General features: G+C 72.6%; 19 protein-coding genes. 14 read left to right on the plus strand and 5 right to left on the minus strand.

Annotated features, from left to right (window positions below; translation table 11 throughout):
- The first annotated feature begins 20 nt into the window (after nucleotides 1-20).
- Nucleotides 21-770 carry an ECF transporter S component gene (locus tag ACZ60T_RS18935; RefSeq protein ID WP_365623993.1) on the plus strand — a complete coding sequence of 250 codons (750 nt, stop codon included), beginning with the start codon at nucleotides 21-23 and terminating at the stop codon, nucleotides 768-770.
- A 55-nt stretch (nucleotides 771-825) separates the two neighbouring features.
- Nucleotides 826-1,740: a HipA family kinase gene (locus tag ACZ60T_RS18940; RefSeq protein WP_469666908.1), complete on the plus strand. Its 915-nt coding sequence runs from the start codon at nucleotides 826-828 to the stop codon at nucleotides 1,738-1,740.
- Nucleotides 1,741-1,804: 64 nt separating this feature from the next.
- Here the strand turns inward: ACZ60T_RS18940 and aceB are convergent, their stop codons facing one another.
- From aceB to ACZ60T_RS18955, 3 genes are all read right to left on the minus strand, one after another.
- Nucleotides 1,805-3,427, minus strand: a complete 1,623-nt coding sequence (gene aceB / locus ACZ60T_RS18945) for a malate synthase A (protein WP_469666909.1) — start codon at nucleotides 3,425-3,427, stop codon at nucleotides 1,805-1,807.
- 91 nt (nucleotides 3,428-3,518) lie between these two features.
- Complete coding sequence (locus tag ACZ60T_RS18950) at nucleotides 3,519-4,181, minus strand: nucleotidyltransferase family protein (RefSeq protein ID WP_469666911.1); 663 nt, start codon at nucleotides 4,179-4,181, stop codon at nucleotides 3,519-3,521.
- Nucleotides 4,182-4,205: 24 nt separating this feature from the next.
- On the minus strand, nucleotides 4,206-5,000 hold the full coding sequence (locus ACZ60T_RS18955; RefSeq protein ID WP_469666912.1) for an IclR family transcriptional regulator: 795 nt from the start codon (nucleotides 4,998-5,000) through the stop codon (nucleotides 4,206-4,208).
- Between the two features lie 125 nt (nucleotides 5,001-5,125).
- Here ACZ60T_RS18955 and allB point away from each other — a divergent pair, with 125 nt between their 5' ends.
- The 4 genes from allB to ACZ60T_RS18975 all read left to right on the plus strand — a co-directional run bounded on the left by allB (nucleotide 5,126) and on the right by ACZ60T_RS18975 (nucleotide 9,297).
- The gene (gene allB / locus ACZ60T_RS18960; RefSeq protein WP_469666913.1) at nucleotides 5,126-6,457 is read left to right on the plus strand and encodes an allantoinase AllB; all 1,332 of its coding nucleotides are present in this window, start codon (nucleotides 5,126-5,128) and stop codon (nucleotides 6,455-6,457) included.
- A gap of 36 nt (nucleotides 6,458-6,493) precedes the next feature.
- On the plus strand, nucleotides 6,494-7,645 hold the full coding sequence (alc, locus tag ACZ60T_RS18965; protein WP_469666914.1) for an allantoicase: 1,152 nt from the start codon (nucleotides 6,494-6,496) through the stop codon (nucleotides 7,643-7,645).
- A 67-nt stretch (nucleotides 7,646-7,712) separates the two neighbouring features.
- On the plus strand, nucleotides 7,713-8,531 hold the full coding sequence (locus ACZ60T_RS18970) for an AIM24 family protein (protein ID WP_469666915.1): 819 nt from the start codon (nucleotides 7,713-7,715) through the stop codon (nucleotides 8,529-8,531).
- A gap of 127 nt (nucleotides 8,532-8,658) precedes the next feature.
- Nucleotides 8,659-9,297, plus strand: a complete 639-nt coding sequence (locus tag ACZ60T_RS18975) for a dihydrofolate reductase family protein (protein ID WP_469666916.1) — start codon at nucleotides 8,659-8,661, stop codon at nucleotides 9,295-9,297.
- 6 nt (nucleotides 9,298-9,303) lie between these two features.
- Here ACZ60T_RS18975 and ACZ60T_RS18980 read toward each other — a convergent pair whose 3' ends face one another.
- Nucleotides 9,304-9,735, minus strand: coding sequence for a GNAT family N-acetyltransferase (locus tag ACZ60T_RS18980; RefSeq protein WP_469666917.1), 432 nt, complete (start codon nucleotides 9,733-9,735; stop codon nucleotides 9,304-9,306).
- A gap of 32 nt (nucleotides 9,736-9,767) precedes the next feature.
- A complete protein-coding gene (locus tag ACZ60T_RS18985; RefSeq protein WP_469666918.1) occupies nucleotides 9,768-10,775 on the minus strand; it encodes a Gfo/Idh/MocA family protein in 1,008 nt (335 codons plus the stop codon).
- 128 nt (nucleotides 10,776-10,903) lie between these two features.
- Here ACZ60T_RS18985 and ACZ60T_RS18990 point away from each other — a divergent pair, with 128 nt between their 5' ends.
- From ACZ60T_RS18990 to ACZ60T_RS19025, 8 genes are all read left to right on the plus strand, one after another.
- A complete protein-coding gene (locus tag ACZ60T_RS18990) occupies nucleotides 10,904-11,641 on the plus strand; it encodes a GntR family transcriptional regulator (RefSeq protein ID WP_469666975.1) in 738 nt (245 codons plus the stop codon).
- A 183-nt stretch (nucleotides 11,642-11,824) separates the two neighbouring features.
- Nucleotides 11,825-12,829: a sugar ABC transporter substrate-binding protein gene (locus ACZ60T_RS18995; protein WP_365623989.1), complete on the plus strand. Its 1,005-nt coding sequence runs from the start codon at nucleotides 11,825-11,827 to the stop codon at nucleotides 12,827-12,829.
- The gene (locus tag ACZ60T_RS19000; protein ID WP_469666919.1) at nucleotides 12,826-13,896 is read left to right on the plus strand and encodes an ABC transporter permease; all 1,071 of its coding nucleotides are present in this window, start codon (nucleotides 12,826-12,828) and stop codon (nucleotides 13,894-13,896) included. The genes ACZ60T_RS18995 and ACZ60T_RS19000 overlap by 4 nt, the downstream gene beginning before the upstream one ends.
- Nucleotides 13,893-14,735 (plus strand): ATP-binding cassette domain-containing protein, encoded by an 843-nt coding sequence (locus ACZ60T_RS19005; RefSeq protein ID WP_469666920.1) that lies wholly within the window; start codon nucleotides 13,893-13,895, stop codon nucleotides 14,733-14,735. The genes ACZ60T_RS19000 and ACZ60T_RS19005 overlap by 4 nt, the downstream gene beginning before the upstream one ends.
- A 153-nt stretch (nucleotides 14,736-14,888) precedes the next feature.
- Nucleotides 14,889-16,034 carry an ROK family glucokinase gene (locus tag ACZ60T_RS19010; RefSeq protein ID WP_252428487.1) on the plus strand — a complete coding sequence of 382 codons (1,146 nt, stop codon included), beginning with the start codon at nucleotides 14,889-14,891 and terminating at the stop codon, nucleotides 16,032-16,034.
- Nucleotides 16,031-16,618, plus strand: coding sequence for a sugar kinase (locus ACZ60T_RS19015; protein WP_469666921.1), 588 nt, complete (start codon nucleotides 16,031-16,033; stop codon nucleotides 16,616-16,618). The genes ACZ60T_RS19010 and ACZ60T_RS19015 overlap by 4 nt, the downstream gene beginning before the upstream one ends.
- Nucleotides 16,619-16,716: 98 nt before the next feature.
- Nucleotides 16,717-19,650 (plus strand): DEAD/DEAH box helicase, encoded by a 2,934-nt coding sequence (locus ACZ60T_RS19020; RefSeq protein WP_469666922.1) that lies wholly within the window; start codon nucleotides 16,717-16,719, stop codon nucleotides 19,648-19,650.
- Nucleotides 19,647-21,674 (plus strand): SWIM zinc finger family protein, encoded by a 2,028-nt coding sequence (locus ACZ60T_RS19025; protein ID WP_469666923.1) that lies wholly within the window; start codon nucleotides 19,647-19,649, stop codon nucleotides 21,672-21,674. The genes ACZ60T_RS19020 and ACZ60T_RS19025 overlap by 4 nt, the downstream gene beginning before the upstream one ends.
- Nucleotides 21,675-21,721: the final 47 nt, after the last annotated feature.

Here is a 21,721-nt window from a genome sequence, read left to right on the forward strand (position 1 = left end):
CCCGGATCGGCCTGGTCATCATGATGGCGGCCTTCCTGGGGATCGTCGCGTTCTTCTGGCCGTTCGTCGTGGCACCGGGCACCTTCGGCTCGAACTACGCACCCCCCTTGATCTTCGGTGTGCTGCTGGTGCTCGTCCTGTGCGTCGTGCTGTCCGAGATCGCCGAGGGCGGCATCGACTCCAAGGCCCTGGCCATGCTCGGCGTCCTGTCCGCCGTGAACGCGGCCCTGCGCCCGCTCGGCGCGGGCACCGCCGGTATCGAGACGGTCTTCTTCGTGCTCGTCCTCGCCGGACGCGTCTACGGTCCCGGCTTCGGCTTCACCCTCGGCTGCACCTCACTGTTCGCCTCCGCGCTCATCACCGGCGGCGTCGGCCCCTGGATGCCGTACCAGATGTTCGGCTGCGCCTTCGTCGGTATGCTCGCGGGCTTCCTGCCGCGCGCCACCGGCCGCCGCGAGGTGCTGCTGCTCGCGGTCTACGGATCCCTGTCCGGCTATCTCTTCGGCTTCCTGCTCAACCTCTCCTTCTGGCCGTTCTCCCTCGACCCCAACAGCTCCATCGCCTACCTGCCCGGCCTGCCCTTCACCGAGCAGTGGCATCGCTACGTCGCCTTCGACCTGGCCACCTCACTCGGCTGGGACACCGGGCGCGCCGTCACGAACTTCGTGTGCGTCCTGCTCGCGGGACCGGCCGTGCTGACGACGTTCCGCCGGGCCGCCCGCAAGGCCCGCTTCCGGGCGCCGGTACGGTTCGTCCCGAAGGGGTCGTAGGCGGCCTGGTTACTATGCTCGCCGAGGTCGGGCCATGTGGAAGGAGCCGGGGACAGTGCTGAGGGAGGTCACCGCGACCCGTTACGTCGAACCTCTGCGGTCCGGCGGTTCCGTACCCGGTGTCGTCGAGGCCGATGATCTGGGCACGTACGTCGTCAAGTTCACCGGCTCCGCGCAGGGCCGCAAGGCGCTGGTCGCCGAGATCATCGTCGGTGAGCTGGCCCGCAGGCTCGGGCTGCGCGTGCCCGAACTGGTCCTCGCCCACTTCGACCCCGAGATCGCCGCGCACGAACCGCACCAGGAAGTGCGGGAGCTGTTGAACGCGAGCCCCGGTCTCAACCTCGGCATGGACTACCTCCCGGGCGCGCGGGACTTCACGCCCGAGGTCGCCAGGGCCTGCACGGTCGATCCGGTGGAGGCGGGCAAGGTCATCTGGCTCGACGCCCTGACCGTGAACGTCGACCGCACGATCCACAGCTCCAACCTCATGGTCTGGCCCACCTTCGGCACCGCGCCCCCACGCCTGTGGCTGATCGACCACGGCGCGGCCCTCGTCTTCCACCACCGCTGGGAGGCCTCCGCCCCCGAGAAGGCGTACGACTTCCGCCATCACGCCCTCGGCCACTTCACCCCGGACACCCGGTCCGCCGAGGCCGAGTTGGCGCCGCGCGTGACCGACGCACTGCTGCGGGAGATCACCGAGGAGGTACCGGACGCGTGGCTGACCGGCGAGCCGGGCTTCACGACGCCCGGCGAGGTCCGCGACGCGTACGTGGCGTATCTCTCGGCGCGAGTGAAGGCGTCCGGGACCTGGCTGCCCACCGACTTCCCCACCCGCGAGGAACTCGCCGCCGAGGAGGCCCTCCGCGCGGCGAAGACCCGGCAGGGCCGCCCCGCCTGGCTGAAGCAGGTCCCCGACCTGCACGGCGAACCGGCCGCGGAACAGGACTGGTCGGTACACCTGGGCTGACCGCGGCCGGGCGCCGGTCGGGGAGTGGACCGGTCGGCCGCCCGGGGTCGCGGTCGTCCGTGGTTCAGCCGGTCAGCCGCTCGTACGCGGGCAGCGTCAGGAAGTCCGCGTAGTCCTCGTCCAGGGCCACCTTCAGCAGCAGATCATGGGCCTGCTGCCAGTGGCCCGCGGCGAAGGCCTCCGCGCCGATCTCGGCCCTGATGCCCGCCAGTTCCTCGGCGGCGACCCTGCGCGCCAGTTCGGCCGTGGCCTTCTCGCCGTTCTCGAACTCGACGCCCGCGTCGACCCACTGCCAGATCTGCGAGCGGGAGATCTCCGCGGTGGCCGCGTCCTCCATGAGATGGAAGATGGCGACCGCGCCCAGACCCCGCAGCCACGCCTCGATGTAACGGATGCCGACCTGAACGGCGTTGACCAGACCCGCGTACGTCGGCCGGGCGCGCAGGGAGTCGACGGCGATCAGATCGGCGGCCTTGACGTCGACGTCCTCGCGCAGCCGGTCCTTCTGATGCGGCCGGTCGCCGAGCACCTGGTCGAAGGAGGCCATGGCGAGCGGGACCAGATCCGGGTGGGCGACCCAGGAACCGTCGAAACCGTCGCGCGCCTCACGGTCCTTGTCCGCCTTGACCTTCTCGAAGGCGACCCGGTTGACCTCCTCGTCGCGCCGGGAGGGGATGAACGCCGCCATGCCGCCGATCGCGTGCGCGCCGCGCTTGTGGCAGGTACGCACGAGGAGTTCGGTGTACGCCCGCATGAACGGGGCGGTCATCGTCACGGCGTTGCGGTCCGGGAGGACGAACCTCGGCCCCGCGTCACGGAAGTTCTTGATGAGCGAGAACAGATAGTCCCAGCGCCCCGCGTTCAACCCCGAGGCGTGGTCGCGCAGTTCATAGAGGATCTCCTCCATCTCGTACGCCGCCGTGATCGTCTCGATCAGGACGGTGGCGCGGACGGTGCCCTGCGGAATGCCGACGTAGTCCTGCGCGAAGACGAACACGTCGTTCCACAGGCGCGCTTCCAGATGCGACTCCGTCTTCGGGAGGTAGAAGTACGGGCCCTTGCCGAGGTCGAGCAGACGGCGCGCGTTGTGGAAGAAGTACAGGCCGAAGTCGGCCAAGGCGCCGGGCACTTGCCGCCCGTCGACCTCCAGGTGACGCTCGTTCAGATGCCAGCCGCGCGGGCGCATGACGACCGTCGCCAGCTCCTCGTCGGGGCGCAGGGCGTACGACTTGCCCGTGTCCGGGTCGGTGAAGTCGATGGCCCGGGTGTACGCGTCGATCAGGTTCAGTTGGCCGAGGACCACGTTCTCCCACGTAGGAGCGGACGCGTCCTCGAAGTCCGCGAGCCACACCCGGGCACCGGAGTTGAGCGCGTTGACGGTCATCTTGCGGTCGGTGGGGCCGGTGATCTCGACGCGGCGATCCTCCAGGGCTCGCGGTGCGGGGGCCACGGTCCAGGAGCCGTCCGCGCGGATCGCCGCGGTCTTCGGAAGGAAGTCGAGCCGGGACGTACGGGCGATCTCGGCCCGGCGCTCCGCGCGGCGGGCGAGGAGTTCGTCGCGCCGGGGCGTGAACCGCCGGTGCAGCTCGGCCACGAAGGCGAGCGCCGCACCGGTGAGGACCTCCTCCTGGCGCGGCAGGGGCTCGGCGTCGACAAGGGCTGCCGGGGGCAGGGCGGATGCGGACATGAGCGGTCGCTTCTCCTTGGATGAGCCGGTACGAGGATCCTTCGGTGAGCCGGTACGAGGGCGCGACGGGGGCTCGGCGGCGCCGTCCCGTCTACTCTGCCCCGCCTGGCTCCAGGTGCACCAGATCGCCTGGTGTGTCGATGTCGTACGGCCGGGCGACGTCCCCGCACTCCACGCGCGCGAGCGCTTCCTCACGGGCCCGCAGATACGCGCGCGCCCCCCGGTCCCCGGTGGCCGTCTCCGCGACGCCCGCCCAGTGGGCGCGGCCGAGCAGGACCGGATGCCCCCGTACGCCGTCGTAGGTCGCCGAGACCAGCGAGGCCTCGTCCCGGTACGCGGCCAGGACGCGGGCCATGGCCTCCGAGCCGATGCCGGGCTGGTCGACCAGGGAGACGAGGGCCGCGCGCGCCCCTGTCCCGGCCAGCGAGGCGAGCCCGGCCCGCAGCGAGGAACCCATGCCCTGCGCCCAGTCCGGGTTGTCCACGAGGACGCAGCCGGACAGGTCCGCCCGGTCCCGTACGGTGTCGGCGGCGGCCCCGAGCACGACGTGCACCCGGCCGCATCCGGCTGCCCGCAAGGCGGACACCGCGTGCTCCACGAGCGGTCGGCCCCGGTGGTCGAGCAGCGCCTTGGGCCGCCCGCCGAGCCGACGCCCTCCGCCCGCCGCGAGGAGCAGCCCGGCGACGGCCTCTTCATCGCGCGCCGTACGCGCAGCCGTCGTACGTCCCGTAGTGGTGCGTCCTGTCCCCGTCATACGTCCTGCATACCCGACGTCGTCTCAGGCGGTCGGTCCCGAACTCGCCAGCGCCCGCGACAGCTCCGCCGCCACCTCCTGGAGCACCGGCACGATCTTCTCCGTCGACGCCTCCGTGACCCGGCCCGCCGGGCCCGAGATGGAGATCGCCGCGGCCGTCGGGGAGTCGGGCACGGGCACCGCGAGGCACCTGACCCCTATCTCCTGCTCGTTGTCGTCGACCGCGTACCCGAGGAGGCGTACGTCCGCCAGGGCGGCCAGGAAGGCCTCCGGCGTGGTGATCGTCTTCTCCGTGACGGCGGGCATGCCCGTACGCGCGAGCAGGGCGCGGACCTCGTCGTCGGGCGTGGCGGCCAGCAGCGCCTTGCCCACGCCCGTGGTGTGCGGCAGTACCCGCCGCCCGACCTCCGTGAACATCCGCATCGAGTGCTTGGACGGCACCTGCGCCACGTACACGACGTCGTCGCCGTCGAGCAGCGCCATGTTGGCGGTCTCGCCGGTCTCCTCGACCAGACGCGCGAGATGGGGACGGGCCCACGTGCCGAGCAGCCGGGCCGCCGACTCCCCGAGCCGTATCAGCCGGGGGCCGAGCGCATAGCGGCGGTTGGGCTGCTGGCGTACGTACCCGCTCGCCACGAGCGTGCGCATCAGCCGGTGGATCGTCGGCAACGGCAGCCCGCTGTCGGCCGACAGCTCGCTGAGGCCGATCTCGCCGCCCGCGTCCGCCATCCGCTCCAGCAGATCGAAGGCGCGATCGAGGGACTGGACACCACCGGCGGCGGACTTGGCGGGGGCGTCGCTGGCGCTGGACGTCGGCACGGAGCGGTCCTTTCGGGGCCGGTGGGGAGGGAAGCAGCCTATCGGGCAGCGCGCCGTGCGGGGCTCTTGACGGTGTGAAGGCGGGAGTGAAGACTCCCTCGACAGCACGGCGAAGGGTGGTCCGGGTGTCCGAACTGGTCCTGCGCTCGACGCGCGTCATCACCCCGGAAGGGACCCGCGCCGCCTCGGTCGCGGTCGCCGGGGGCACGATCACGGCCGTCCTGCCCCACGACGCGGACGCACCGCCGGGGGCCCGGATCGAGGACCTCGGCGACGACGTCCTGCTGCCCGGCCTGGTCGACACCCATGTGCACATCAACGACCCGGGCCGCAGCGAATGGGAGGGCTTCCGCACCGCCACGCGCGCGGCGGCGGCAGGCGGCATCACCACCCTGATCGACATGCCGCTCAACTCCCTCCCGCCGACCACGACGGTCGACCACCTCCGTACGAAGCGGGAGGCCGCGGCCCGCGCGATCCATGTCGACGTCGGGTTCTGGGGCGGCGCGCTGCCCGGCAACGTGGGCGACCTGCGACCGCTGCACGACGCGGGCGTCTTCGGCTTCAAGGCGTTCCTGTCGCCCTCCGGCGTGACCGAGTTCCCCCACCTCGACCAGGAGCAACTCGCCCGCTCCCTGGCCGAGATCACCGGATTCGGCGGACTGCTCCTCGTCCACGCCGAGGATCCGCGTCAACTCGCCGCCGCACCGCGGCGGGGCGGCCCGAAGTACGCGGACTTCCTGGCCAGTCGGCCCCGAGCCGCCGAGACCGAGGCCGTCGCGAACCTGCTCGCCCACGCGAAACGGCTCCACGCGCGCGTGCACGTACTGCACCTGTCCTCCGGTGACGCGCTGCCGCTGCTCGCCGCCGCCAGGGCCGAAGGCCTGCCGGTCACCGTCGAGACCTGTCCGCACTACCTGACCCTGAGCGCCGAGGAGGTCCCGGACGGGGCCAGTGCGTTCAAGTGCTGCCCGCCCATCCGCGAGGCCGCGAACCAAGAGCCGCTGTGGCAGGCGCTGGCGGACGGCACCATCGACTGCGTGGTCACCGACCACTCCCCGTCCACGGCCGACCTGAAGACCGCCGACTTCGCGACCGCGTGGGGCGGCGTCTCCGGCCTCCAACTCAGCCTGCCCGCCGTCTGGACCGAGGCCCGTCGACGCGGCCACGGACTCGACGACGTGGCCCGCTGGATGTCCACGCGCACCGCGCGGCTGGCCGGCCTCGACCGCAAGGGTGCCATCGAGGCGGGCCGCGACGCCGACTTCGCGGTGCTCGCCCCCGACGAGACCTTCACCGTGGACCCGGCAGCCCTCCACCACCGCAACCGGGTCACGGCGTACGCGGGCAGGACCCTGTACGGCGTGGTCAAGTCCGCCTGGCTGCGCGGCGAGCGCATCGTGGCGGACGGCGAGTTCACCGAGCCGAAGGGCCGACTGCTCCGCAGAACCGGCTGACTCCCCTCCCGTCCCAGGCAGGAAGGCCCGATCACCGTGACCGCGCAGCAGCACCCCTCCCGGATCGTCCGCTTCACCGGCGACGCCGCCCCGTACACGGGCGGGGACCCCTACGCGGACTACCGCACCGCCGACTTCCCCTTCACCCGGTACACCGACCTCGCCGACCGAGGGCTCGGCGCCGGGGTCATCGCCGCGGGCGACGAGTTCTTCGCCCCGCGCGAGAACCTCCTCGTGCCCGAGCGCGCCGAGTTCGACCCCGGGCACTTCGGGCACAAGGGCAAGGTCATGGACGGCTGGGAGACACGGCGGCGCCGCGGCGTCTCCGCCGAGCAGCCGTGGCCGACCTCCGAGGTCCACGACTGGGCACTGGTGCGCCTCGGCACGCCGGGCGTCGTCCGCGGCATCGTCGTCGACACGGCGCACTTCCGCGGCAACTACCCCCAGGCGGTGTCCGTCGAGGGGGCGTCGGCGCCCGGCTCACCGTCCCCGGAGCAGTTGCTGTCGGACGAGGTGAAGTGGACGACGCTGGTCCCGCGCACCCCGGTCGCGGGCCACGCGGCGAACGGCTTCGCGGTGTCGGCCGAACAGCGCTTCACGCACCTGCGGCTGAACCAGCACCCCGACGGAGGCGTGGCGCGCCTGCGCGTGTACGGCGAGGTGGTCCCGGACCCGGCCTGGCTGGCGGTCCTCGGCACCTTCGACGTGGTCGCGCTGGAGCACGGCGGCCAAGTAGAAGACGCCTCGAACCTCTTCTACTCCCCGGCCACGAACACGATCAGGCCGGGCCGCTCCCGCACGATGGATGAGGGCTGGGAGACACGCCGCCGCCGCGACCGGGGCAACGACTGGATCCGCTACCGGCTGGTGGCCCGGTCGTGGATCCGCGCGATCGAGATCGACACGGCCTGTCTGAAGGGGAACGCGGCGGGCTGGGCCTCGGTCTCGGTCAAGGACGACGGGAACCCGGAGAGCGGGGAGGGCGCCGGGTGGCGGGAGATCCTGCCGCGCACCCGCCTCCAGCCCGACACGAACCACCGCTTCGTGCTGCCCGCCCCGGCCGTCGGCACGCACGCGCGCGTGGACATCTATCCGGACGGCGGCATCTCGCGGCTGCGCCTGCACGGCTCTCTGACCGAGGACGGCGCGGCCCGCCTGGCGGCCCGCCACCAGGAACTGGGCGGCTGAGGCCACCCGTTCGGACGCATTCCGGGACGGCCGGAACTCTTCGCACGGCCCCCGGCGTTCTCCCGGCGTGACTCTTCGCCAAGACATCGTCGGCAACGCCATGCAGATGGCGGTCGTCACCCTGAGCCCGGGGCAGACCGTGTACTGCGAGGCGGGCAAGTTCCTCTTCAAGACCACGAACGTGACCATGGAGACCCGCCTCTCCGGCCCGTCGAACGGCGGCGGTCAGTCCCCGGGCGGCGGCTCGGCCGGGGGTATGGGCGGCTTCCTGCGCCAGGCCATGGGCACGGCGATGCAGGTCGGCCAGCGCGCCCTGGCGGGCGAGTCGCTCGCGTTCCAGTACTTCACGGCGCAGGGCGGCGAGGGCACGGTCGGGTTCGCCGGTGTGCTCCCCGGAGAGATGCGCGCGCTGGAACTGGACGGCACGCGCGCGTGGTTCGCGGAGAAGGACGCCTTCGTGGCCGCCGAGTCGACGGTCGACTTCGGCATCGCCTTCCAGGGCGGCCGTACGGGCATGAGCGGCGGCGAGGGCTTCATCCTGGAGAAGTTCACCGGTCGCGGCACGGTGATCATCGCCGGGGCGGGCAACTTCATCGACCTCGACCCCGCGGACTTCGGCGGCCGGATCGAGGTCGACACGGGATGCGTCGTCGCCTTCGAGGAGGGCATCCAGTACGGCGTCGAGCGGATCGGCGGCCTCAACCGCCAGGGGCTCATGAACATGGCCTTCGGCGGCGAGGGCCTGTCCCTGGCCACGCTGGAGGGCCAAGGCCGCGTCATCCTCCAGTCGCTCACCATCGAGAGCCTCGCCAACGCGCTCAAGAAGGCCCAGGGCGGCGACAAGCAGGGACCGACGGGCGGCCTGTTCTCGACGCACACGGGATGAGCGGGGGGGTGCCGTACGAGATTCGACGGAATCGGATGACCGCCGACCGATGAGTTACGGGCACCGGCTCGGTCTGAACCGCTGACAACAGTACGGATCACCACCCGAGCAAGGAGGGCACCCGCACATGGGCAAGCTCACCGTTACCGCGTTCCTCACCCTCGACGGCGTTCACCAGGGACCGGGCGGGCCCAACGAGGACACCAGCGATGGCTTCACCCAGGGCGGCTGGAGCGTTCCCTACGGCGACGAGGGCTTCGGCCGGTTCATGGCCGAGGTCTTCGACCGCGCGGGCGCCTTCCTCCTCGGCCGCCGCACCTACGAGGTCTTCGTCGCGCACTGGCCGAAGCTGACCGACCCGGCCGACCCGATCGCCTCCCGGCTCAACTCCCTTCCGAAGTACGTCACGTCGCAGACCCTCGGCACACCCTCCTGGGCGGGCACCACGGTGCTGCGCGGCGACCTCGCCAAGGAGGTCACCGACCTCAAGGAGCGGACCGAGGGCGAACTCCAGGTGCACGGCAGCGCCACCCTGGTCCGGTCCCTGCTCGCGCTCGACCTCGTGGACACCCTGCACCTGCTGACGTGCCCGCTCATCCTCGGGAGCGGGCACCGTCTGTTCGCGGAGAGCACCCTGCCCACCGCGTTCGACCACATCGAGGCCCGCACCACGGCCAAGGGCGTCACCATCCACTCCTACGACCGCGCGGGCCGCCCGCGGTACGGCTCGTACGAACTCCCGGAGAACGCCCGGCGCCCGTCGTAACAGGGCCTAGTTGAGCCGCAAGGTGTGCCAGATCTCGTCCACGCCCGCCACATAGCGCTCGACCTCCACGAACCCGCGCTGGTGCGCGAAGGCGAGCCCGTCGGGGTTGGTGCCGAGCACGATCGTCTCGATCGTCTCGGCACCCAGCCCACGGGCCTGTTCGAGGCCCCGCTCGTAGAGCCGCCCGCCGAACCCCTGCCCGCGGTGGGCGGGCAGGATGCGCGCGATGACCGTGGCCGTGCCGTCCGTGGGCGGGCGCACGGTCGAGCAGCCCACGAGGACGTCGCCGAGGTACGCGACCTCCAGGCGGTTGCGCCGCACGCGCTCGCGTACGTCGTCGAGGGAGAGCGGGTCCGCGGGGATGATCTCGTTGTGGACGTGCCGCCAGTCCTCGAGCGAGGCATCGTCGGCGGGTTCCACGAAGCGAAGGTTCGACATCGCAGCAGGAAACCGGGGGCCGTCGGTCACCGTCAACCGGAATAGGCGATCTCGCCGACGTGAACGGGGCGGCGCTCGCGGCGGGACAGCTCGCACGCCTCCGCGATCCGCAGGGCGTGCAAGGCCTCATGGCCGTCGCAGGGGTTCGCGCGCTCGCCCCGTACCACCGCCACGAACGCCGCGATCTCCGCCTCGTACGCGGGCGCGAACCGCTCCAGGAAGCCGGTCCACGGCTTGTCCGCGGGCGCCGGACCGGTCGGTTCGGCGGACCTGAGCGGCGAACGCGCGTCCAGGCCGACCGCGAGCGTGTCCCGCTCGCCCGCCAGCTCCATCCGTACGTCGTACCCCGCCCCGTTGACGCGCGTCGCCGTCGCCGTCGCCAGCGTGCCGTCGTCCAGGGTGAGCACGGCCGCGGCCGTCTCGACGTCGTCCGCCTCCCGGTACATCGCCTCGCCCGCGTCGGACCCGGTCGCGTACACCTCCACGACCTCCCGGCCGGTCACCCAGCGCAGGACGTCGAAGTCGTGCACGAGGCAGTCGCGGTAGATCCCGCCGGACAACGGCAGATACGCGGCCGGTGGCGGCGCCGGGTCGGACGTCACCGCGCGCACCGTGTGCAGCCGGCCGAGCCGCCCGGAGCGCACGGCCTCGCGCGCGGCCGTGTACCCCGCGTCGAAGCGGCGCTGGAAGCCCATCTGAAGGACCGTCCCGGCCGCGTCGACCTCCGCGAGGGCGGCCAGCGTGCTCGGCAGGTCGACCGCGATCGGCTTCTCGCAGAACACCGGAAGCCCCGCGCGCGCCGCCCGGCCGATCAGCTCGGCGTGGGCCGCGGTCGCCGCCGTGACGACCACGGCGTCCGCGCCGCGGGCGAAGACCTCGTCCACATCGGCCGCGACCGCCGCGCCCAGCCGGTCCGCGAGCGCGGTGGCCCGGGGCGTGTCGAGGTCCGTGACGACGATCGAGCCGACCTCGCGGAGGCGGCCGAGCGTGCTCGCGTGGAACGTCCCGATACGGCCCGCCCCGATGACTGCGATGCGCATGAGAACAACCTGGGGTCCCGCACCCCGACCTGTCAATGGATTGTCCGGACAACCGGACTACACGACTTCCCGTCACCACCCACCGGAGCTACGCTCGCCCCGTGCCGAAACCAGATGGGGACCCGACCGTGTCGCTCCAGCTCAGCGTCGACCGCAGCAGCCCGGTGCCGCTGTACTTCCAGCTCGCGCAGCAGTTGGAGGCCGCGATCGAGCACGGCGCGCTCACGCCGGGCAGCCTGCTGGGCAACGAGATCGAGCTGGCCGCACGGCTCGGCCTGTCCCGGCCCACCGTCCGCCAGGCCATCCAGTCCCTGGTCGACAAGGGGCTGCTGGTGCGCCGCCGCGGTGTCGGCACCCAGGTCGTGCACAGCCAGGTCAGGCGCCCGCTGGAGCTGAGCAGCCTCTACGACGATCTGGAGGCGGCCGGGCAGCGCCCCGCGACCCGGGTGCTCGGCAACACCGTCGTCCCCGCGTCGGCCGAGGTCGCCGCCGCGCTCGGTGTGCCCGAGGGCAGCGAGGTGCGCCGGATCGAGCGGCTTCGCCTCGCGCACGGCGAGCCGATGGCGTACCTGTGCAACTACCTGCCGACCGGTCTGCTCGCTCTGGAGTCCGAGCGGCTGGAGGCGACCGGCCTCTACCGTCTGATGCGCGCCGCCGGGATCACCCTGCACAGCGCCCGGCAGACCGTCGGGGCCCGCGCCGCCACCCCGGAGGAGAGCGAGCGGTTCGGCGAGCCCGAGGGTGCCCCGCTGCTCACCATGCAGCGCGTCACGTTCGACGACACGGGCCGCGCCGTGGAGTTCGGCACGCACAGCTACCGCGCCTCGCGCTACTCCTTCGAGTTCCAGTTGCTCGTACGCCCGTGACCTGCCGCTTCGTACGCCCCTGACGTACTGCCCCGTACGTCCCTGACCCGCTCGCCCCGTACGCCCGTGACGTGCCGCCCCGTACGCCCCTGACCTACTGTCCGGTACGCCCTGTTCCCTCGGCCGATGGCCGGTAAGCGATACTGGATCGTTCCCATCATCTCCGCAGGAAGGTATGTCCTCGTGGCACGGATACGGATCTGGGCGACCATCGCGCTCGCAGGGGCGCTCGGCGTATCCCTCGCAGGGTGCAGCAGCCACGGCGGCAAGCGCGCCGAGGACGCCCGCAAGGCCGCCGTCGCCCAGGGCCGGGCCGCGGTGGACACGCCCCGCTGGACGGTCGCGATGATCACGCACTCCGGCGACGGCGACACCTTCTGGGACATCGTGCAGAAGGGCGCCGAGCAGGCCGCGCTCAAGGACAACATCGAGTTCCTCTACTCGCACAGCGCCGAGGCCCAGCAGCAGGCCCAGCTCGTGGACGCGGCGGTGGACCAGAAGGTCGACGGCATCATCGTCACGCTGGCCAAGCCCGACGCGATGAAGGCCGCCGTCGCCCGCGCGGAGAAGGCCGGTATCCCGGTGGTCACCGTGAACTCCGGCTCGGCCGAGTCCAAGGCGTTCGGCGCTCTCACCCACATCGGCCAGGACGAGACGATCGCGGGCGAGGCCGTCGGCGACGAGCTGAACAAGCGCGGCCGCAAGAAGGCCCTGTGCGTGCTGCACGAGCAGGGCAACGTAGGCCACGAGCAGCGCTGCGACGGCGTGAAGAAGACCTTCCACGGCACCGTGAAGAACCTCTACGTCAACGGCACCAACATGCCCGACGTGCAGTCCGCCATCGGCGCCAAGCTCCAGTCGGACAAATCCTTCGACGCGGTCGTCACCCTCGGCGCCCCCTACGCCGACACCGCGGTGAAGGCCAAGGCCGACGCCGGCAGCCGGGCGGAGATCGACACCTTCGACCTGAACGCGAAGGTGGCCGCCAAGCTGAAGGACGGCACGCTCGGCTTCGCCGTCGACCAGCAGCCCTACCTCCAGGGCTACGAGGCGGTCGACCAGATCTGGCTCTACAAGTACAACGCCAACACCATCGGCGGCGGCAAGCCGGTCCTGACCGGACCGCAGATCGTCACCAAGGACCAGGCCGCGACCCTGGAGAAGTACGCGGATCGGGGCACGCGATGACCACGACGACACCGGCGGAGCGGCCGGAGACGACGGCGGACGGAGCGCGCGCGGACGAGCGGCTGCTGAAGACCTCGCCCCTGAAGAAGCTCCTCGGCCGGCCCGAGCTGGGCTCGGTGGTGGGCGCGGTCGCCGTCTTCCTGTTCTTCGCGATCATCGCCGACCACTTCCTGCGGGCCGCGAGCCTCAGCACGGTCCTGTACGCGTCCTCGACGATCGGCATCATGGCCGTCCCGGTCGCGCTGCTGATGATCGGCGGCGAGTTCGACCTGTCCGCGGGCGTCCTCGTGACGTCGTCCGCGCTGATCTCGTCGATGTTCAGCTACCAGATGACCGCCGACATCTGGGTCGGCGTCGGCGTCTCCCTGCTGGTCACGCTGGCGATCGGCGCGTTCAACGGATTCGTGCTGACCCGTACGAAGCTGCCCAGCTTCATCGTCACGCTCGGCACGTTCCTGATGCTGACCGGTCTGAACCTCGGTCTCACCAAGATGATCAGCGGCACGGTCTCCACCAAGTCGATCTCCGACATGGACGGCTTCGAGTCGGCCAAGGCGGTGTTCGCCTCCACGATCACCATCGGCGGCGTCGACTTCAAGATCACCATCCTGTGGTGGTTCGCCCTGGTCGCCGTCGCCTCCTGGATCCTGCTGCGCACGCGGGCCGGTAACTGGATCTTCGCGGTCGGCGGCAACGAGAGCGCGGCCCGCGCGGTCGGCGTCCCGCTGTACCGGACCAAGATCGGCCTGTACATGGGGGTCGCCTTCGGCGCCTGGATCTCCGGCCAGCACCTGCTGTTCTCCTTCGACGTGGTGCAGTCCGGCGAGGGTGTCGGCAACGAGCTGATCTACATCATCGCGGCCGTCATCGGCGGCTGTCTGATCACCGGCGGCTACGGCTCCGCGATCGGCTCGGCGGTCGGCGCGCTGATCTTCGGCATGACCAGCAAGGGCATCGTCTTCGCCCAGTGGAACCCCGACTGGTTCAAGTTCTTCCTCGGAGCGATGCTCCTCCTCGCGACCCTGCTCAACACCTGGGTCCGCAAGCGTGCGGAGGCCACGACATGACGCACGACACGACGCGCGACGCGACGAAGGACGCGACGAACGACGCCGACGCCGAGGAGCGCACCGCGCTCGTCGAGCTGGAGGACGTCAGCAAGTACTACGGCAACGTCCGCGCCCTCGAAGGGGTCTCCCTGGAGGTCCGCCCGGGGGAGATCACCTGCGTCCTCGGTGACAACGGCGCGGGCAAGTCCACCCTCATCAAGATCATCGCGGGGCTGCACCAGCACGACGCGGGCACCTTCCGCATCGAGGGCGAGGAGTGCCGCCCGGCCTCCCCGCGCGAGGCCCTGGACCGCGGGATCGCCACGGTCTACCAGGACCTGGCCGTCGTCCCGCTGATGCCGGTGTGGCGGAACTTCTTCCTCGGCTCCGAGCCCCGCAAGGGCGTCGGCCCCTTCAAGCGCATGGACGTCGACTTCATGCGCCGCACCACGCGCACCGAACTGCTGCGCCTGGGCATCGACCTGCGGGACGTCGACCAGCCCATCGGCACCCTGTCGGGTGGCGAACGCCAGTGCGTGGCCATCGCGCGCGCGGTGTACTTCGGGGCCAAGGTGCTGGTCCTCGACGAGCCGACGGCGGCCCTGGGCGTGAAGCAGTCGGGCATCGTGCTGAAGTATGTGGCGGCGGCACGGGACGCCGGGCTGGGTGTTGTCTTCATCACCCACAACCCGCACCACGCGTACCTGGTGGGCGACCGGTTCACCCTGCTCAAGCGCGGCACGATGGTGGGCCGCCACACCCGCGAGGAGATCTCGCTGGACGAGCTGACCCGGCAGATGGCGGGCGGCGACGAACTCGACGATCTGCGCGAGGAGTTGGGCAACCGCGCCTCCTAGGGCGCGCGATCGGCGTGTCGCACGGCCCGCGAGACGGGCGCGACCGGCCGCGGCGGACCCGCGGCCGGGCCGCCGACCACGGTGTCCCGGGCGTCCACGGGAGCGAAACCGCTCCACCGTGCTCCCCGCCGTCGGCGTGACAGAATCGGCCCGATGAGCACCTACCGCGACTTCACCCACCGCGGCTCCGCGCGGGCGACCGTCCTGCGGACCGTCGGCACGCGCGAGCGCCGGTCCCATCTGTCGGCGCCCCGCGTCCCCACGGTCGGTATCGACATCGGCGGCACGAAGGTGATGGCGGGCGTCGTCGACGCCGACGGCAACATCCTGGAGAAGCTCCGCACCGAGACGCCCGACAAGTCCAAGAGTCCCAAGGTCGTCGAGGACACCATCGTCGAGCTGGTCCTGGACCTCTCCGACCGGCACGATGTGCACGCCGTCGGTATCGGCGCGGCCGGCTGGGTGGACGCGGACCGCAACCGCGTCCTGTTCGCTCCCCACCTGTCCTGGCGCAACGAGCCCCTGCGCGACCGCCTGGCCGGACGGCTCGCCGTCCCCGTCCTGGTCGACAACGACGCCAACGCCGCCGCCTGGGCCGAGTGGCGCTTCGGCGCGGGCCGCGACGAGGACCACCTGGTCATGATCACCCTCGGTACGGGCATCGGCGGCGCCATTCTGGAGGACGGCCAGGTCAAGCGCGGCAAGTTCGGCGTCGCGGGCGAGTTCGGCCATATGCAGGTCGTGCCCGGCGGCCACCGCTGCCCGTGCGGCAACCGCGGCTGCTGGGAGCAGTACAGCTCGGGCAACGCCCTGGTCCGCGAGGCCAGGGAACTGGCCGCCGCCGAGTCCCCGGTGGCGTACGGGATCATCGAGCACGTCAAGGGCAACATCTCCGAGATCACCGGCCCGATGATCACCGAGCTGGCCCGCGAGGGCGACGCGATGTGCGTCGAGCTGTTGCAGGACATCGGCCAGTGGCTCGGCGTCGGCATCGCCAACCTCGCCGCCGCCCTGGACCCCTCCTGCTTCGTGATCGGCGGCGGCGTCAGCGCGGCCGACGATCTGCTCATCGGCCCGGCCCGGGACGCCTTCCGGCGCCATCTGACCGGCCGCGGCTACCGCCCCGAGGCCCGCATCACGCGCGCGCAACTCGGCCCCGAGGCCGGCATGGTCGGCGCCGCCGACCTCGCCCGGCTCGTCGCCCGCCGCTTCCGCCGCGCCAACCGGCGCCGGGTGGAGCGGTACGAACGCTACGAGCGGTACGCGCAGTCCCGCCGCACCACCAGGGGAGTCCTGTGACGGCCACCACCTCCGTACCGCATCAGCCCGCACCGCCGGACGAGCCCGGACGGCCCCCCGAGTCCCACGGGCACATGGTCCGCCGCAGGGCGCTGACCCTGCTGACCATCATGCTGCTCATCGGCGTCCCGGCCGGCTATCTGGTGATCTCCGCCAACCAGAGCCGTGACAGCGGCAAGGTCAAGGAGGCCAGGTACTCGGCGACCGGCCTCACCGCGGGCCGCCCCTCCAGCGTGCTGTGCAGCCTGTACCAGGTGAAGATCCCCGCGAAGGCCACCGAGGTCGCGTACTACGAGACGAACAACTGGAAGACCAGCAGGCTGTACGCGCAGTTCAACACCAGCGAGGCCGGTCTCGCGAAGTTCCTCCGCAAGATCGACAAGAGCACGGGCGAGCTGAAGGAGAACGACACCGCCATCAGCCCGCGCGACCAGGGGATCGTCGGCTGGTCGTTCACCGGAGAGGGCCCCTGGTACGGCCTGACCCACACGCAGAAGAACCCGGCGCCCACCCTGGACGTCATGGTGAACCGCGCCGACCCCGACCACCCGACGGTCTACGTGGTGTCCCGGACGACCCCCTGACCGTCGCCCCCGTGAGCCTCGTCGGAGCCGGTTGTCAGACCCCGCCCGTACAGTCGAAGACATCTGACACGACGAGACGGCGGGAGGTGACCGGACGGATGAGGGAGCTGCGAGCTTGGGCGAAGCTGGCCGCCGTCTTCCTGCCCGCGCCGGTGCCCCGCCAGGGCCGGGTCGCCTTCTGGGACCCGGACGGCGGCCCTCTCCCGTCGGACGGCGGCCCCCTCCTGCCGGAGGGCGGGCCCCTCCTGTCGGAGAGCGGGGAGGACGCGGACAGCGCGGGCGGTGCGGATGACGCGGACCGTTCGGACGGCGTGGACCGTTCGGACGGCGCGCAGGACCTGACAGGCGCGACGGGCGCGCGGGAGCTGACGGTCGTACGCCCCCATGGATCCGGGGTGCGCCGCGGCACCGTACCCGCCGTCTCGCTGCCCATCGCCGACGCCCTGCCGCTGCTCGCCCGAGCCCGGCGCGATCCCGCCGCCCACCCCGCCACGGCCTGCTGGGGCGCCGCCACGCTCCACGCGCTGCGGCTCGTCGCGCGCGGGCGGCTGCTGCCCGGTCTCACCCCGCAGGGGGACGACGCCTGGCGGGCCGGACCGCTGGAACCGGACGACATCGCCCACCTCAGAGCGATCGCCGCGGCCCTGCCCTACGAGGGCCATGCCGTCCCGCTCCCCGGCAAGGGCCCCCTCACGCTGCCCGAGCCCGAGTCCCTCGTACGGTCCTTCCTGGACGCCGTCGCGGACACCCTGCCCCGTACCCCGGCCGCCGCCCACGCCATGGGCAAGCCGTTCGCCGCGCGTGAGCCGCAGCGCCTGCCCCGCGCGCGGGACTGGGCCGCCGAGGTCGCCGCGGGCATGGACACCGGCGTACGGATCTCGCTGCGCCTGGACCTGTCGGCGTCCCAGCTCTTCGACGACGGCGAGGACGCCCGGCGCGCCGGAGCGGCCGTCGTCCAGGTGCACAGCCTCGCCGACCCCACGCTCGTCGTCGACGCGGCGGCGCTGTGGGCGGGCGAGGCGGACGCCGGGTTCGGCCCCCGCGCGCGGGTGGACGCGGCCCTCGCCGTACGCCGCGCGGCCCGCGTCTGGCCCCCGCTGGAGCGGCTCTCCGAGCAGGACGTGCCCGATGTCCTGGCGCTGTCCGAGGAGGAGTTGGGCGATCTGCTGGGCGTCGCGGCGAGCAGGCTGGGCGCCGCCGGGGTCGCCGTGCACTGGCCCCGGGACCTGGCCCAGGACCTGACCGCGACAGCGGTCGTACGGCCCGCGCCCGGCTCGGCGACCGACGGCACGGGCTTCTTCGAGAGCGAGGAACTGCTCCAGTTCCGCTGGCAGTTGGCGCTCGGCGGCGATCCGCTCAGCGAAGCCGAGATGGACGCGCTCGCCGAGGCCCACCGCCCGGTCGTCCGGCTGCGCGACCGCTGGGTGCTGGTCGACCCGGCGCTCGTCCGCAAGGCCCGCAAGCGCGAACTGGGCCTGCTCGACCCGGTCGACGCGCTCTCGGTGGCGCTCACGGGCAGCGCCGAGGTGGACGGCGCGACGGTCGAGGCGGTGCCGGTCGGCGCGCTCGCCACCCTGCGGGACCGGCTGACGGCGGGCGTCGGCCCGGTGGAGCCGCCCCCGGGCCTCGCCGCCCGGCTGCGGGACTATCAACTGCGCGGCCTGGCCTGGCTGGACCTGATGACCTCCCTCGGCCTCGGCGCCTGCCTCGCCGACGACATGGGCCTCGGCAAGACGGTCACGGTCATCGCCCTGCATCTGCGCCGGGCCCGCCGCGAGCCGACCCTCGTCGTCTGCCCGGCGTCGCTGCTCGGCAACTGGCAGCGGGAGATCACGCGGTTCGCGCCCGGGGTCCCGGTCCGCCGCTTCCACGGCGCGGACCGCACCCTGGACGACCTGGACGGCGGCTTCGTCCTCACCACCTACGGCACAATGCGCACGGCGGCGCCGAGACTCGCCGAGCAGACCTGGGGCATGGTCGTCGCGGACGAGGCACAGCACATCAAGAACCCGTACTCGGCCACGGCGAAGGCACTGCGCACGATCCCGTCCCCCGCGCGTGTGGCCCTCACCGGGACCCCCGTGGAGAACAACCTCTCCGAGCTGTGGGCCCTGCTGGACTGGACGACCCCCGGACTGCTCGGCCCCCTGAAGTCCTTCCGCGCCCGGCACGCGCGCGCGGTGGAGAACGGCGAGGACCAGGAGGCCGTCGAGCGGCTCGCCCGCCTGGTCCGCCCGTTCCTGCTGCGCCGCAAGAAGTCCGACCCGGGCATCGTCCCCGAGCTGCCGCCCAAGACGGAGACGGACCATCCGGTTCCGCTCACCCGCGAACAGGCCGCGCTCTACGAGGCGGTCGTACGGGAGTCGCTGCTGGCCATCGAGACGGCGGAGGGCATCGGCCGCCGGGGCCTGGTCCTCGCCCTCCTCGGCTCGCTCAAGCAGATCTGCGACCACCCGGCGCTGTATCTGAAGGAGGATCCGGCGACGGCCGCGGCGCTCACCGCGCGCTCGGGCAAACTCGCCCTGCTGGACGAGCTGGTGGACACGCTGCTCGCGGAGGACGGCTCGGCGCTGGTGTTCACGCAGTACGTCGGCATGGCCCGGCTGATCACCACGCATCTGGCCGCCCGCGCGATACCGGTCGAGCTGCTGCACGGAGGCACGCCCGTGCCGGACCGCGAGCGGATGGTGGACCGCTTCCAGAGCGGGGCGACCCCGGTCCTGGTCCTCTCCCTCAAGGCGGCGGGTACGGGCCTCAACCTCACCCGTGCCGGGCATGTCATCCACTTCGACCGCTGGTGGAACCCCGCGGTGGAGGAGCAGGCCACGGACCGCGCGTACCGCATCGGCCAGACCCAGCCGGTGCAGGTCCACCGGCTGATCACTGAGGGCACGGTCGAGGACCGTATCGCCGAGATGCTGGAGTCCAAGCGGGCCCTGGCGGACGCGATCCTGGGCTCCGGCGAGTCCGCCCTGACCGAACTGACCGTCCGCGAGCTGTCGGACCTGGTGTCACTGCGGAGGACGGCGTGACCGGCACCGAGAGCACGACGTCCACCCGCCCCGCCGACGAGGCACGGCGTGCGCTGCGGGCCGCGAGGGAGCGGGAGAGCGCGAGCGCGGAGGGCGCCGAGGACAGCGGCGTGGAGGTCTCCGCGTCCGGCGTGGACGTACGGCCGGAAGCCGGGCCGACGGTCAGGCCGGGGGACGCGGCCCGCGAGGCGTTGCGCCGGGCGAACGCGGAACGGCGCGGTGGGGACGCGCGCGAGGCCGACCCGGTGACCGTGGACGCCGCCGCGCCGGAATCCGTAGCGGAGACCGCACCGGCCACGCGCCCCGGAGACATCGCGCGTGAGGCGCTGCGGGCCGCACGGAAGGAAGCGGACCGGCGCCCGCCCGCCACCACACCGGAGCCACAGTCCGGCGGCCGAGAGACATCCGGCGCCGAAGAGCCCTCCGCAGCACCGTCCGAACTCGCAGCACCGTCCGAACTCGCAGGGCCCTCCGAGCCATTGGGGCCGTCCGGTGCCGCGCGGCCGTCCCGTTCCGTACGGTCATCCGGTTCCGCGCGCTCGACCGTCGCCCGCGCCCGCCGCCCGAGCGCCCGAACTCGCGTGCACAGTGGTCGAGTTCAGGAGGTACGCGAACTCCTCGCCGACACCTTCGAGTTGCCCGCGTCGATGGCGTCACCGGAAGCCGGGACCGCGCGCCTCGAAGGGGACGACGGCGGCCACCGGAAGGAGACACGGCCCGAGACGGTCGCCCACTACCCCCGCTCCATGGCGGCCCCCGGCCGCGACGGCGCGCTGCGGCGCACGTTCGCCGCGCTTCCCCCTCTCCCCGCGCCCGCCGCGCAACCGGCGGACCCGGCCGACCGGTTCGCCGGGACCTGGTGGGGCAACGCCTGGGTCACGGCACTGGAGGAAGGGGCGCTCGACGCCGCGCGCCTGGCACGCGGGCGGGCCTACGCGGGCCAGGGGAACGTGGACGCCCTCACCGTCACCCCCGGACACGTGGTGGCCTACGTACAGGGAAGCCGCCCGCGCCCGTACCGCGCGCAGGTGCGGCTGCGGACGTTCTCCGACGACGAGTGGGACCGGTTCCTGGACGCCGCGGCCGAGCGGCCCGACCATATCGCCGCGCTGCTGGACAAGCAGGTGCCGCGGTCCCTCGCCGAGTGCGGGGTCCGGCTGCTCCCGGGGCCCGGCGATCTCGAACCACAGTGCAGTTGCCCCGACGTCGGCCACCCCTGCAAGCACGCCGCCGCGGTCTGCTACCAGACCGCCCGGCTGCTCGACCAGGATCCCTTCGTCCTCCTCCTGCTGCGCGGCCGGGGCGAGCGCGAGGTGCTCGACGCGCTGACCCGGCGCAACGCCGCCCGTGCGGCCCGGGAGCGGGAACCCGCCCCCGCCGCGGGCGTCCGCGCCCGTGACGCCGTGGACCGGCGCGCGCTGCCGCCGCTCCCGGCCCCGCTGCCGCCGCCCGCGCATCCCGAGCAGCCGCCGGTCTACCCGGGGACCGCGGACGGCCCGGACCCGCTCGCGCTGGACCAGTTGGCCACGGACGCCGCGGCCCGCGCCCACGCCCTGCTGACCACCGGCCACGATCCGATCGCGGACCTGACGCTGTGGCAGGACGCGGTACGGCTCGCCGCCGCCCGCCCCGGCTCGGGCCTCACCGCGGCGACCCGCGCGCTCTACTCCTCGCTGGCCGCCGCCACCGGGCGGACCCCGGCCGACCTGGCGCGTGCCGTCGCCGCGTGGCGACAGGGCGGACGCGAGGGGCTCGCCGTACTGGAAGAGCACTGGGACCCGCCCGCGGGCCGCTTCGACCGGGCCCGCCCGCTCCTCCTCGCCGCGGACCTCCCCGCGTTCCGCCCGTGGCACAACCACCTCACACATCCGGCGGGCCACACCCAACTCCGGCTCGGCCGGGACGGCTTGTGGTACGCGTACGAGTCGGAACCGGGCCGCGAGGACTGGTGGCCCCGCGGCACCCCGGCCTCGGACCCGGTCGGCGCCCTTACCGGCCTGGGAGCGCCGGGAGCCTGGGCGTAGAGAAGCCGAAGGGGACCGGAGGCGGGGCAGCGGCCACCGCTCCGGTC

The organism is Streptomyces sp. NPDC104371 (assembly GCF_055583785.1).

What these genes read in the sequence shown, in the direction of transcription:
- ACZ60T_RS19020 (WP_469666922.1), top strand. Translation starts at nt 16,717, where the DNA reads ATGAGGGAGCTGCGAGCTTGGGCGAAGCTGGCCGCCGTCTTCCTGCCC.
- ACZ60T_RS19005 (WP_469666920.1), top strand. Translation starts at nt 13,893, where the DNA reads ATGACGCACGACACGACGCGCGACGCGACGAAGGACGCGACGAACGAC.
- ACZ60T_RS18935 (WP_365623993.1), top strand. Translation starts at nt 21, where the DNA reads ATGATGGCGGCCTTCCTGGGGATCGTCGCGTTCTTCTGGCCGTTCGTC.
- aceB (WP_469666909.1), bottom strand. Translation starts at nt 3,427, where the DNA reads ATGTCCGCATCCGCCCTGCCCCCGGCAGCCCTTGTCGACGCCGAGCCC.
- ACZ60T_RS18975 (WP_469666916.1), top strand. Translation starts at nt 8,659, where the DNA reads ATGGGCAAGCTCACCGTTACCGCGTTCCTCACCCTCGACGGCGTTCAC.
- ACZ60T_RS18950 (WP_469666911.1), bottom strand. Translation starts at nt 4,181, where the DNA reads ATGACGGGGACAGGACGCACCACTACGGGACGTACGACGGCTGCGCGT.
- ACZ60T_RS18980 (WP_469666917.1), bottom strand. Translation starts at nt 9,735, where the DNA reads ATGTCGAACCTTCGCTTCGTGGAACCCGCCGACGATGCCTCGCTCGAG.
- ACZ60T_RS19000 (WP_469666919.1), top strand. Translation starts at nt 12,826, where the DNA reads ATGACCACGACGACACCGGCGGAGCGGCCGGAGACGACGGCGGACGGA.
- ACZ60T_RS18985 (WP_469666918.1), bottom strand. Translation starts at nt 10,775, where the DNA reads ATGCGCATCGCAGTCATCGGGGCGGGCCGTATCGGGACGTTCCACGCG.
- ACZ60T_RS19010 (WP_252428487.1), top strand. Translation starts at nt 14,889, where the DNA reads ATGAGCACCTACCGCGACTTCACCCACCGCGGCTCCGCGCGGGCGACC.